This is a genomic window from Tardiphaga sp. 172_B4_N1_3 (assembly GCF_052076035.1).
Classification (GTDB): domain Bacteria; phylum Pseudomonadota; class Alphaproteobacteria; order Rhizobiales; family Xanthobacteraceae; genus Tardiphaga; species Tardiphaga robiniae.
In genome coordinates, this window is sequence record NZ_CP197238.1 from 2295855 (window position 1) to 2308346 (window position 12492).

Annotated in this window: 9 protein-coding genes and 1 tRNA gene; 2 read left to right on the forward strand and 8 right to left on the reverse strand. The window is 61.3% G+C overall.

Features of this window, described 5'->3' with window-relative positions; all coding sequences use genetic code 11:
- Window positions 1–57: 57 nt before the first annotated feature.
- A complete protein-coding gene (locus AB7783_RS10730; RefSeq protein ID WP_441277607.1) occupies window positions 58–2277 on the forward strand; it encodes a lytic transglycosylase domain-containing protein in 2220 nt (739 codons plus the stop codon).
- A gap of 172 nt (window positions 2278–2449) precedes the next feature.
- On the opposite strand, the gene AB7783_RS10735 is transcribed toward AB7783_RS10730, so the two are convergent.
- On the reverse strand, window positions 2450–3976 hold the full coding sequence (locus AB7783_RS10735) for a porin (protein ID WP_093761384.1): 1527 nt from the start codon (window positions 3974–3976) through the stop codon (window positions 2450–2452).
- Window positions 3977–4648: 672 nt separating this feature from the next.
- Here AB7783_RS10735 and AB7783_RS10740 point away from each other — a divergent pair.
- Window positions 4649–4739 (forward strand) — tRNA-Ser (locus tag AB7783_RS10740).
- A gap of 1069 nt (window positions 4740–5808) precedes the next feature.
- Here the strand turns inward: AB7783_RS10740 and AB7783_RS10745 are convergent.
- From AB7783_RS10745 to AB7783_RS10775, 7 genes are all read right to left on the reverse strand, one after another.
- Window positions 5809–6552, reverse strand: coding sequence for an SDR family NAD(P)-dependent oxidoreductase (locus tag AB7783_RS10745; RefSeq protein WP_441277608.1), 744 nt, complete (start codon window positions 6550–6552; stop codon window positions 5809–5811).
- 81 nt (window positions 6553–6633) lie between these two features.
- Window positions 6634–7419 (reverse strand): SDR family NAD(P)-dependent oxidoreductase, encoded by a 786-nt coding sequence (locus AB7783_RS10750; RefSeq protein WP_441277609.1) that lies wholly within the window; start codon window positions 7417–7419, stop codon window positions 6634–6636.
- A gap of 68 nt (window positions 7420–7487) precedes the next feature.
- Entirely contained in the window at window positions 7488–8201 is a 714-nt protein-coding gene (locus AB7783_RS10755) for an ABC transporter ATP-binding protein (RefSeq protein WP_439064149.1), read from the reverse strand.
- Complete coding sequence (locus AB7783_RS10760; protein ID WP_441277610.1) at window positions 8201–8968, reverse strand: ABC transporter ATP-binding protein; 768 nt, start codon at window positions 8966–8968, stop codon at window positions 8201–8203. Before AB7783_RS10760 ends, AB7783_RS10755 begins: the two co-directional genes overlap by 1 nt.
- Entirely contained in the window at window positions 8968–9972 is a 1005-nt protein-coding gene (locus AB7783_RS10765) for a branched-chain amino acid ABC transporter permease (RefSeq protein ID WP_244558266.1), read from the reverse strand. Before AB7783_RS10765 ends, AB7783_RS10760 begins: the two co-directional genes overlap by 1 nt.
- Window positions 9969–10874 carry a branched-chain amino acid ABC transporter permease gene (locus AB7783_RS10770; RefSeq protein WP_089263793.1) on the reverse strand — a complete coding sequence of 302 codons (906 nt, stop codon included), beginning with the start codon at window positions 10872–10874 and terminating at the stop codon, window positions 9969–9971. The genes AB7783_RS10765 and AB7783_RS10770 overlap by 4 nt, the downstream gene beginning before the upstream one ends.
- 147 nt (window positions 10875–11021) lie before the next feature.
- Window positions 11022–12284, reverse strand: a complete 1263-nt coding sequence (locus tag AB7783_RS10775; protein WP_120288860.1) for an ABC transporter substrate-binding protein — start codon at window positions 12282–12284, stop codon at window positions 11022–11024.
- Window positions 12285–12492: the final 208 nt, after the last annotated feature.

Here is a 12492-nt window from a genome sequence, read left to right on the forward strand (position 1 = left end):
CAATCAAATACATCATGGGAATGCGTGCGATTGTCTGATTCGCCGCGAGGGAACGCCGTGAAGCACCTGCTCCTCACCACGACTGCGCGGCGGACAGCCTTGAGCTCCGGTCTGGCGCTGGCGGTCGGAGTATCGGTGCTGGCCGTCGAGGCCTGGGCGGCCACCAAGGTTCCATTGCCGAAGGCGCGCCCCATTGCGCGTAGCGCTGCACAGACCCCCACGGCCGTGGCTGCGCCTGCAAAGCCGCTCGCACCGGATGCCGCGAGCCCGGCTCCCGCAATCCAGCCCGCCACCCGCCAGCACGCGGCGATTCCTCCTGCTGCCAAGAAGCCGATCGCCCGCGCCGCGGTGGCGGCAACAACATCCACCCCACAGGCGGATGCCGAAACGCTTGAAAACGTCATCGAGCTGATCCGCAAGCGCAAGGGGTCGGAAGCCGCGCAGGTCGTGCAAACGATTGGCGATCCAGTCGCGCGCAAGCTCGGCGAATGGATCTATCTGCGCAGCGATGACAATGGCGCTTCGGTCGAGCGCTACCGCGCTTTCGTCGCCGCCAATCCGAGCTGGCCATCGCAGACCTTCCTGCGACGCCGCATCGAAGCGGCGCTGTGGGACGACAAGCGCGACGACTCCGCGATCCAGTCCTATTTCGAGAGCGAGAAGCCGATTTCCGCCAAGGGCAAATTCGCTCTGGCCAAGTCGCTCCTCGCGCGCGGCGACCGCGCCGGCGCGGAGCGGCTGATCCGTGATGCATGGCGCAGCGATCCGTTATCGGGCGATACCGAGAACATGGCCATCGACATGTTCGGTCCGCTGATCACACCCGGCGATCACAAGGCGCGCATGGACATGCTGCTCTATGGCAGCGATTCAGATGCCGCGCTGCGCTCTGCCAAGCGCCTCGGCGGCGCGCAGATGGCGCTCGCGCGGGCGCGCATCGGCGTCACCAAGAAGGCATCGAACGCCAACGCGCTGCTCGCTGCAGTGCCGTCCGAGCTGCATAGCGACCCCGGCTACATCTTCAGCCACATTCAGCAGCTGCGCCGCGAGGAGAAATTCGGCGAAGCAGCGCGGCTGATGATTGCAGCGCCGCGCGAACCGCAGCGCCTGCACAATCTCGACGAATGGTGGATCGAGCGACGTCTCACGGCGCGCAAGTTACTCGACGTCGGCGAACATCGCTCGGCCTATCTCGTGGCACGCGATGCTGCCCTGCCGGCGCGCGACATCTACAAGACCGAGCAGGAGTTCACTGCCGGCTGGATCGCGCTGCGCTTCCTGAAAGATCCCGCAACTGCCGCTCAGCACTTCGCACGTATCGGCGTCGGCAGCGTCAATCCGACAGCCCTCGCCCGCGCCGGTTACTGGCAGGGCCGTGCTGCGGAAGCCGCAGGCCGCAGCCAGGAAGCCCGGGCCGCCTACACGCGCGCAGCAGAGCAATCCACCAGCTATTACGGCCAGCTCGCGCGCGCCAAGCTTGGCCTGCAGCAGCTTGATATCAGCGGCGCGTTGACCGCCCGCGCGCGCGGGCTCGATCGACTGGAAATCGTCCGCGCGGTGCAACTGCTCTATGCCATGGACGAGCGCGAAGTCGCCATTCCCATTTTTGGCGATGTCGGCGAGAACGGCGATCCGGAAGCTGTGCTCGGCCTTGCCGAGCTCGCGCAACAGAACAAGGATGCCCGCGGCACATTGCTGGTCGGCAAGGCGGCACTCAATCGCGGCCTGCCCTTCGATCACTATGCCTATCCGACAACGGGCATTCCGAGCTACCGCCCGATCGGTCCCGAAGTCGAGTCTGCCGTGGTCTATGCGATCGCACGGCAGGAAAGCGCCTTCAACCCGGCCGTCGTGTCACCGGCCCAAGCCTATGGTCTGATGCAGGTGACGCCGAGCGCGGCGCAATACGTCACCAAGCGGCACGGCGGCACCTATGACCTTGCGCGCCTCAAGGGCGATTCGGTCTACAACGCCACGCTGGGCGCCGCCGAACTCGGTGGCCTCCTTGAGGACTATCGCGGCTCCTACATCATGACCTTCGCCGGTTACAACGCCGGCCGCGGCAGCGTGCGCAAATGGATCGAACGCTACGGCGATCCGCGAGATCCCAAGGTCGATCCGGTCGATTGGGTCGAGTCGATTCCGTTCTCGGAAACGCGCAACTACGTCCAGCGCATCATGGAGAACCTGCAGGTCTATCGCGCCCGCTTCGGCGGTGGCTCACGGCTGCAGATCGAGGCCGACCTGCATCGCGGTGCCAGCAGCAGCGTCGAATAGCGTCAATCAGGACAGTGCGAATAAGTCGGATGGGTAGACCGCAGACGCGTAAGCGTCGAGCGAAACCCATCCTACGCCTTGGCACAGCGATCGATCACGCAAGCAAAAACCCCCGGCAGTTTCCTGCCGGGGGTCATTGTTTCAGATAGCAATTGCCGTGAGGCAGTCGATATTAGAACGAGCGCAGGATCTGAACCGAACCGTTGTAGAGGTTCTGGTTGCTCGTGTTCAGGACCGTACCAGCCGGCTTGCCGGACATGCTCGTCACGGTGTAGGTGCCGTTGAGGTTCTGCTCGAGGCGGCTGTAGGTGAATTCAGCCGACAGGGTCAGGTTCTTGACAGGGGTCCAGGCGGTACGGGTACCGATCTGGGCCACGGCGAAGTCGAAGTTGCCGGTGCCGGCGAAGGTGCCAGCGCGAGATGCTGCAGCCGACGAGCTGCTGGTGCCCGGGCCACCCGTGGTGAGGCCCTGGAATGCGGCGAGCATCAGAGCATTGCCGTCACCGTACGAGATGCTGCTGTAGCTGCCGAACAGCGACGTGCGCCATGCCGGGTTCCAGTAGTGCTCGTAGAAGCCGGCGACCGACCAGGCTTCGCTCTGGATGATCTGGCCATTGGTGGTGTAGACGCCATCGAGAACGTAGCCGAAGCCGATGGTGTTGCCGTCGACCTTCGCGAAACGACCGCCGCCCGAAGTATCGGTGGTGCCGCCAGCGATCGCGTACTTCGCTGCGCCCTTTGCGTAGGTTGCTTCGAGCTTCAGAGTGTCACCAGCGCCGGTGGGCAGGTTCTTGAATTCAACCGCACCGTTGACTGCGAAACCGTACTTGTCGTCAGCGTGACCGGTAGCTTCGTTCGCGCCGTAGAAGCCCGGGGTAGCAGTGTGCATCGCAGCGCCGAAGTGCAGCGTGCCCCAAGCCTGGTCGAGGCGGATGTTGCCGACGACGTCAGGAATGTGGTTGCCGCCGTAGGCATTGCCGAGGAACGTGTTCGAGGTCGTGCCGTAGAACGCACCCGTGAACGTGCTCGCGCCCGGTCCGGTGATGAAAGAATTGGTATTCCAGAGGCCGGCGTTGCGGTAGGCCGAAGCGTTTTCGAGCGAGATCGTCGCCGACACGCCGTTACCGAACGAAGCGGTGTAGGCGATCTGCGGGATACCGGTCGTGTTGTTCGAACCAGCCATGAAGCCCGACGAGATGTACGGCTTGTTGAGGGCCCACTGCGGATCGAACTGCGAGACGGCCTTACCGAAGGTGAAGCCGGCGAACTGGATGAAGGCGTAGTCGACTTCGGTGAAGCCGCCAGCGATCGATTCACGGTTCTGCGAGAAGTCGAACTGCATGTTCGCGTAGGTACGAAGGACACCGTATTCGGTGGCAGTGCGGGTATCGGTGGTCAGGTTGATACGTTCGCGGGTGATGAAATAATCCTTGGTCCAAAGATTATTGCCACCAGCGCCACCCTGCCAGAACGGGGTGTCGTAAGCTGCGGCGTTGAACGAGGTGTCCAAACGGATCGCGCCGCCGATCTTGATGCAGGTGTCGGTGCCCGGGATGTAGTAGAAACCCGCGCCGTAGAGGGAGCAGATCTTCACGTATTCGACCGCTTTGGCCTTGACGGGAAGATCGGCTGCCTGAGCTCCGCCAACGGCGAGCAGAGCTGCCGTCGAGCCGAGAATAAGGCCCTTAATCGTCTTCATGTAAACCTCCAAGTTGCTTTAGGGAAGGTTCTGCAACGGGGTGGAGGCCACCCTGAAGACAAGTCCCCTTAATCCCTGACAACCCGCAAACGCTCCGAATCTCAAAACCCGTCGCACAAAGCGTGCCGACGAGGTTCAGGACGAACCACCTTACGGGACGACCTCGGGATGCCCCCCTCCGTCGCACCGAGACCATCTCCTAAGGTTTCTCGCTCCGCAACAATGGAACGCCTCAAAGCGGCCTCCATTCGGCCGTTTCCCGGGCTGTGTTGCTTAAATCACACGGACTCGTGAATGGGCATTCTTCGCAAGCAATTGTTTTAACATCAGAATTTCCAGCGCCGCATTTCAAGGCACCGACCCATCTCGTAACGAGCAGAAACACATTCACACTCGCATTCGATGTATCTGGCTGGCTTTCCTGCTCCCTCGGCCGAATCGTCTCGCATCTGCCGGAGTGATAAATTCCGGCAAGCGCGGAACGGCGGATGGCAATCGATAAACAGCCTCGAGACCCATTTCCCGGCAGCAAATACACCACAGGCGGACGCGGCATCTGGAGATTATAAAGGCACACCCACATCGGATGCGTCCGATTTTTGGGAACATGCGCTGCAGACTGCGATCTGGCGCTTGCGGCTCGCGACGGTGTCGGGCATATGCAGCAATGATGGAGCTGTGGCCGAGTGGCTGAAGGCACCGCTTTGCTAAAGCGGCATACCTCTCAAGGGTATCGAGGGTTCGAATCCCTCCGGCTCCGCCATCCTTTTTCCTACAATATTGTTTTCATTGGCGTTTCAACTTCTACCCACATGTCGACCCACAACCCGCCGCCCTTGTTCGGAGCTGAGGATCGCATGAACTTTTTTGAGCTCGGACATTTCGGGCTTCAAAGATTTCAGCCGCTGCTGAGGACGCTCTGAGACCCTCGATCACTCCATCAGTCGCGCCGAACAATTTGCCGCTTCCCCAAAGTCGCCCCGAGTGGCCTGCCTGGCTGGCGTCCGGGATGCCGACTTCGTGGTGCTTGTGTTGAACGAGCGTCACGGCGATGCCTCCCCCTGAGGCGCGGCGCCACAACAAACCGCTATTCGTCTTCGTGCAAACCAATGTAACTCCCGACAAAAAAGCAACCCGCACTGATCAAAGAAGCGCAAGGTTGGACGTCGGGAAGATGCACTGGAGGCTGCGCGACGCCAGACGAACTTCGCAAAGCAATCACCCGCGCGGTCAACCGCTGGCAACTCTCGGAAACATCCGGCATCGTTAATGTGCCCGAGATGGTGAAACGAGCGACCGGTCAGATTCCGACGACCGGGCACAGCGGCTATAGCAGAGAAGTTCCTACTCTGTGGATATCGGTCGCTGGTGGACCGGCTTGGCAAATGCTTCATCCGAGCAAAATCGAGAAGCCGGAGTTAGTCGAAACGCTCGATAGTCTATGCGGGAGATGAGCGCTTGAGAATTCGCTCCGGACTGACGCTCGCTGTGACCTTGGAGTTGGAGAGTGTGGTCAGGAAGCCAGTCAAATATGTGAACGCGACCGCGCTCGATTGGCGGTCGTCAGATTGGCTAACCCGTCAAAGAAATTCGCAGCGACGTCCGCTGTCGTTGATGTCCGCTTTGCGCCATGAGCGGACATAGACCTTGCAAGCGAATACGTGACATCCCTTTGTCTCGCAAGCTGACGGATCGGCGGATGTCACCATACATATTGCGGCGAAAACAATGCGTGCCGCCCTATCTTCTCGATGACACGCCAGGCCGCGTTATCGTGGGTGGCGCAGCGCGCAGATCCGCCGCGTCCTGCAGGCGATCAGCGCCCGCAGCAGTCAATGGAAGTGGGTCGCCCCGTTAATATCGAAAATCGCACCGGAGGCGTAACCACTGCCAGCGCCACACAGAAACACCGCGGTCGCGGCGATCTCTTCCGCCTTCGCCATGCGCTTCAACGGATAGAGCGACGTGTCATAGCCTTTGCCCTCGGTCATCGCCGTCTCTACCGGCCCCGGCGCAATGCCGTTCACGAGGACGTTGCGCGGTGCGGCCTTGCTCGCCAGCCAGCGCACGAAGGAATGGATGCCGCCTTTGGCAAAGGCATAATGCGGCCCGGTGCGCAGGCCGCCCATCCAGCCGGCGACCGATCCGCACAGCACGATGCGGCCTTCGCCCGCCTCCATCATGCCGGGCAGGAAGGCGCGGGTCAGATTGATCGGCCCCTTCACATTGGCGCGAATGACGCGATCAAGCGACTCTTCCCAGTCCTCGGCCATCCAGTCGTCATGCGGTGCGATCGCCGCCGTATCGATCAGTCCATAGACCGGTCCAGTCTGCCTCGCGAGCGCCGTCACGTCGGCCCGCGAGCCGGTGTCGAGGCCGTAAATTTCAGAGCGGTCCGCAACCTCGGCACCGACGCGTTCGCGGATACGATCCTTGCCTGCGATATCGACCAGCACAAGCGTCGCGCCTTGCTGTGCGCATAGCTTCGCCGTAGCGCTGCCGATGCCGCCGGCCGCGCCCGCGATCACAATGCGCTGTCCGGTGAGATCGAATGGGGATTTTTCAGAAGACGTCATGACGATAATTCCCGCTTGTGTTGCCACACCCCTGCAAACCCACGCAGGGTACGGTGTTCAATTCGGTTGACGTGACGACGGTCAGCGCGCCGGCGGCACGCCGCCATAGGTCGTCAGATGCGAACTCGCGAGCCACCCAGCATCAATCGGAAGATTGATCCCGGTAACCGCCGACGCGTCGTCGGACAGCAGAAACGCGACGCCGCGTCCGATTTCTTCCGGATCGACCATGCGTCCCAGCGCGGAGCCTTCGATCAGCAGTTTCGGATCTCGCGTCCCACGTTCGATGTTGGCGAGCACCGGTGGGGTTCCCACATAGCCCGGCGACACCGCATTGACCCGCACACCCGAACGGCCCCAATCGGCCGCGAGGCACGCCGCCATATGAACCGCCGCAGCCTTCGAGGGCGCATAGGCATGCAGTGGTGCAGTGCGCGACGCGGTGACCGAACCGGTGATCACGATACCACCGCGGCCGCGCGTGACCATCCGCTTGCCGGCCGCGAGGCAGGACACGTAGACGCCGCGCAGATTTGCGGCGATCACTTTGTCGAATTCGGCGAGCGGCAGGTTCTCCGCGCGGCCGCCCGACTGGATCACGCCGGCATTGGCGAACAGCGCCTCGACCGGCCCCAGCCGCACCTCGATATCCGTGAAAGCCGCTTCGGTCGCGTGTTCATCAGTCACGTCGAACGGCACTGAATCGGCGCCGATCTTCGCTGCAGATTCCTGATTGGCCTTCGCATTGATATCTGAAATGACGACGCGCCATCCGCGCTCGATCAAGATACCGGCTGTGGCCAGACCGATTCCGCTTGCTCCGCCCGTCACCACGGCGATGCGGCCGCGCCCTTCATCTCGTTTCATCGTTGCACTCCCGTTGTCTGTTTCTTGTTGCACGCAGCAAAGCTGCGCGTTTGATGATGGCGACGGTGCTAGACCGCAAGATAGCGTTGCTTGATGTCCTCGTTGTGCCGGAGTTCGTCGATGGTCGCGCGATACACGATCTGGCCCTTGTCGATCACCGTGGCATGGGTCGCGATACCCAGGCAGAAATGCATGTTCTGCTCGGCCAGCAGAATAGTGACGCCCATGCCGCGCAACGTCTTGATGAGTTCGCCGATGGCCTGGACGATGATCGGGGCAAGGCCCTCACTTGGCTCGTCGAGCAGCAGCACATCGGGATTGCCCATCAGCGTACGGGCGATGGTCAGCATCTGCTGCTCGCCACCCGATAGCCGGCCGGCCAGGCGGTCCTTCATCGAGGCGAGGATCGGAAACACTTCATAGATGCGCTCGCGATTCCAGTGATGGTCGCCGCGCGGCCCCTTCTTGGCGGCGACGATGAGATTGTCATCGACCGTATGATCGGGGAACACCTGCCGGTTCTCCGGAACGTAGCCGATCCCCGCGCGCGCGATCCTGTAGGACGGCCGACCAGCCAGCCCCTGCCCTGCGAGCGCAACCTTGCCGCGGCGTGGCGGCGCGAGGCCGGCGATCATTTTGAACGTGGTCGACTTGCCGGCGCCGTTACGGCCGAGCAGCGCCATGGTTTGCCCCTGCTCGACCGCGAGATCGACGCCGAACAGGATCTGGCTGGCACCATAATAGACGTCGGCCGCTTCGACATGAAGGAACGGGTCGGCCATCATGCTTCTCCCACCGCTGCGGAGAGATGATGATCGGCGCCAAGATAGGCGTCGATGACATCCTGATTGCGCCGGATCTCGTCGGCCGTGCCCTGCGCGAGCACGGCGCCGTATTTCAGGACGTGGATCTTCTGGGCGATCTTGAACACGATATCCATGTCATGCTCGATGAAGAGCACCGTCATCTTCTTGACCTGCCACAGATGTTGCACCTTGCCGATCATGCGCCAGCGCTCATCCGGACCCATGCCCGCCGTCGGCTCGTCGAGCAGCAGCACCTTGGGCTCCATGGCAAGCGCAAGACCGATATCGAGCAGCTTTTGGTCGCCATGCGAAAGATTGCGCGAGAGCGTTCCGGCCTTGTCTGCGAGCCCGAGCAGTTCGATGATCTCGTCGGTCCGTGCCCTGGCTTCCGCGACGGGAAACCGCCGCAGGAAGGTCCATGACTTGCGCAAGTGAGAGATAACCGTCGCCATGATCGCCTCGGTGACAGTCAGGCTGGGAAAGATCTCGGCGACCTGAAAAGCCCGCGTCATGCCAAGACGTACGACCTCAAGGCTCGATTTGCCGACGATATCCTGCCCGTCGAAAATGATCTTGCCGGAGTTCGGCCGGAACGCCCCCGAGATCAGGTTGAAGAACGTGGTCTTGCCCGCGCCGTTCGGTCCGATGATCGCTGTGAGCGAGCCGTTGGGAAAATCGATCGAGACGTTGCGCGTGGCGTGAACACCGCCGAAGCGCTTGTCGAGGTTCTGCACCGAGAGCATCAGGCGATCCTCTCCTTGACGAAGGCCGCCTCTTTGGCGGGAGCCGCCCTGGCCTCTTTGCGTCGCTGCAGAAATTCGACGACGTAATCGGCGATGCCCTGCCGCAGACCCAGCACGATGGCCAGAATAACGATGCCCAGCACCAGGCCGTGATATTCGGTGTAGATGGATACGAAATGCTCGAGCAGGCGCAGCAGGATGGCGCCGATGATCGGCCCGACGAACAACTGCGAGCCGCCGAGCATGATCATGAAGATGGCCTCGCCCGACGTCGTCCAAAAACCGAATTCCGGATAGGCGCCGGAGACAAACAGCGACAGCAGGATGCCGGCCACGCTGGCCATCGCACCGGCGAGGATGAACACGCCGAGCTTCATGCGAACGATATCGACGCCGAGGTAATTGGCCCGGTTCGGATTGTCACGGATCAGGCGCAGCGTATAGCCGAACGGCGACTGCCATACCTGACGCATGATCAGGATACAGACGACGAAGATGCAAGCCGAGAAGATATAAAGCGACACACCGCTGCTGAGATCGATGCCGAAGAACGGGGGCCGCGGAATGCCGCCGCGCAACCCCTGATCGCCGCCGGTCAGGCTGACCCAGGTCAGGATGATTGAGTGGATGAACATCTGGAACGCCAGCGTGATGAAGGAGAAATAGATTTCCTTCAGGCGCACGCAGATCGCGCCGATCACCAGGGCAAGTACCGACGTACCGAGCACCGTGATGAGAATCGCGATTGGTATCGACACGCGGCCGGACTGCATCAGCAGACCGAACATATAGGCGCCGGATACGAAGAAGGCGGCGTGTCCGAACGAGACCAGCCCCGTGAGCCCTACAAGGAGGTTCAGCGACATCGCCAGCAAGCCATAGGCCATCACATAGATGAGAAAGTCGCGCAGGGATGGCTTGGCGAAGATGAACGGTGCGACAATCAAAACGATCAGCACGGCAGCCGCAAAGAGCAGATCGCGCAGGAACCCCGCTTTCATCATCGCGCGATCTCCCGGCCGAGCAGACCGCTGGGCTTGACGATCAGAACGACGGCCATCATGCCGAACATGATCCCGTCAACGAAGAGCGGGAAGCCGATCGCTCCGAAGGCCCGCGTGAAGCCGATGAGCAACGCTGCGATCAGCGCGCCGACGATCGATCCCATCCCGCCGATCACGGTGACGATAAAGCTTTCGATCAGGATCGATAGACCCATACCCGGCGTCAATGTGCGTGTCGGCGCCGCGAGGGAGCCGGCGATACCCGCCAGCATGCTGCCCACGCCAAACACGGCCGCGTAGAGCAGCGTCGTGTTGATCCCGAGTGCGCCGACCATCTGCGGATTGATGGCGAGGGCGCGGATGATCTTGCCGATCCGGGTCTTCTCGATTGCGAGCCAGAGCATCGCGCCGATCGACAGGCTCGCGACGATCATGAAGACGTAATAGGCCGGAACGAAGCCGCCGGCGAATTCAAGCGGCGGAAGCGCGAACACGTCGGGCATGCCCATCATCTTGTATTCCGGGCCGGCGATGATCTTCACCAGATCGTCGAAGATCAGGATGATGGCGTAGCAAACCAGCAACTGCATCAGGATGTCCTTGCCATACACCTTGCTAATGATGAACCGCTCAAAGATGACCCCGATCAGGCCTGCCCCGAGCGCGCCGGCCAGGAATGCCAGTAAAAAGCTCGATGTCGCCTGATAGGTGAAGAAGGCGATATAGGCACCAGCCATATAGAACGCGCCATGGGCGAAATTGATGACGCCGAGCACGCCGAAGATCAGCGACAGGCCGGACGCCACCATGAACAGCAGCATGCCGATGATGAGCGCCGTCGATATCTGCGTCACGGCGCAGGCTGACGATGACAGGCAGGAGGCAAGGGCTTCGAGGTTCACAGCGCAGTCCTTTGATGGTCTGACCTTCGATGGTCTGAACGAGCCTGTTCCGGCCGACGCGAACGGCAGGCCGGATGTGCGACGGAGCGGCCGAGCCCGTCACCATGCGACGGGCCACGTCATCTAGCGACGATGCCCGCAGACAGCTCAGGCGTAACCCTTTTCCTTCTTCCACTCCTTCTCGAGCTCGACGATCTTCGACCATTCCGTATCGACGTAATCGACCACCCAGGGTGACTTGCTGACCGTCTTGCCCCATGCGACGGGGTAATTGATGATCGTATGATCGCTGTCACGCATGGTGATGCCGGCACCGCCAAACGGCTTCTTCACCGTCATGCCGGAGATTTCCTTCGCCAGCGCAGAACTGTCGGTATTGCCGTTCGTGCGACGCAGCGCCTCGATAATGAATTGCGACGCCGCGTAGTTCTGCCACGCCCAGTTGGTCGGCTCGTGCGGCGCCACCTTGACATAGGCATCGCAGAAGGCGGTGTTCTCGGGTGAGCTCGGAAATCCGTTGTTATACCGATAGGCCGTGTTGAGTCCCTGCGGCAGGTTCTTGATGGCCGTCAGGATCGGCGGATCGCCAAGACCACCGGAGAAATAGGCGGTGTTCTGGAACAGGCGATACAGGTTCGACTGCTCGATAAACGCGACGAGATCGCCGCCCCACAGCGCCGAATAGACCGCCTGCGGCTTCACCTGCATCAGCTTGGTGATGCTCTCGGTGTAATCGGGCGCAAACAGTTTCGGCCAGAGCTGATCGACCACTTCGATCGACGGCTCGAACACCTTGGCGTATTGCAGAAATTCCGCGGTGTTGTCGCGGCCATAGGCGTAATCGGGCGAACAGGTCGCCCACTTCTTGAGCCCCTTCTCCTTGGCAATCTTCGCTGCGTAGCTACCACCTGCGACGGCATCATGGATGCCCTGTCGGGCGCATCTGAACACATTCTTGCTGAACTGCTTGGGGTCTGCCGTCAGCGACGAGGTTTCGCTGCAGGTATGGAGGCAAAGGATGCCGAGATCGCGCACGACCTCATGCACCGCGAAGCTGCCTGACGACGCCTCGCCATCGACGATGATATCGCAACCGTCATTATTGATGAGATCGCGCGTGACCTTGGCGGCTTCGTCGGGACGCCCCTTGGAGTCGCGGTCGACCACTTCGAATTTGCGGCCATTGATGCCGCCGGCTTCGTTGATCTGATTGAAAGCGAGCTGGACTGCAAACCGACTAGACGTGCCGAGGATTGCAACGCGTCCCGACAGGATCGTCGGCAGGCCGATCTTGATGACTTTCGCCTGTGCACCGGCGATATGCGGCGCGCCGAATGCGGCAAGGCCTGCCATGGCGCCAGCGCCCTTGAGGACGCGTCGGCGTGAAATGCCCTTGGTCGTCTTGGTCATTGAACCCTCCCTGATTTTGATGTCCGGCTTTGCCGGTACAGATTTTATTATTTCCAGATCAGCGTCGTCTTGGTGGCTTACTCTCCTCACTCGGTCCTTTGGTCGATCAGCGCAATACAAAGATCGTGCAGCAGGAACGGCGCGCTGTCCAACGGACTTTCCGAATGCCTCGCGTAAATTCGCCGCAGCGAGGTCGGGGACCAATGCT

What these genes read in the sequence shown, in the direction of transcription:
- AB7783_RS10750 (WP_441277609.1), bottom strand. Translation starts at nt 7,419, where the DNA reads ATGAAACGAGATGAAGGGCGCGGCCGCATCGCCGTGGTGACGGGCGGA.
- AB7783_RS10745 (WP_441277608.1), bottom strand. Translation starts at nt 6,552, where the DNA reads ATGACGTCTTCTGAAAAATCCCCATTCGATCTCACCGGACAGCGCATT.
- AB7783_RS10765 (WP_244558266.1), bottom strand. Translation starts at nt 9,972, where the DNA reads ATGATGAAAGCGGGGTTCCTGCGCGATCTGCTCTTTGCGGCTGCCGTG.
- AB7783_RS10760 (WP_441277610.1), bottom strand. Translation starts at nt 8,968, where the DNA reads ATGCTCTCGGTGCAGAACCTCGACAAGCGCTTCGGCGGTGTTCACGCC.
- AB7783_RS10755 (WP_439064149.1), bottom strand. Translation starts at nt 8,201, where the DNA reads ATGGCCGACCCGTTCCTTCATGTCGAAGCGGCCGACGTCTATTATGGT.
- AB7783_RS10735 (WP_093761384.1), bottom strand. Translation starts at nt 3,976, where the DNA reads ATGAAGACGATTAAGGGCCTTATTCTCGGCTCGACGGCAGCTCTGCTC.
- AB7783_RS10775 (WP_120288860.1), bottom strand. Translation starts at nt 12,284, where the DNA reads ATGACCAAGACGACCAAGGGCATTTCACGCCGACGCGTCCTCAAGGGC.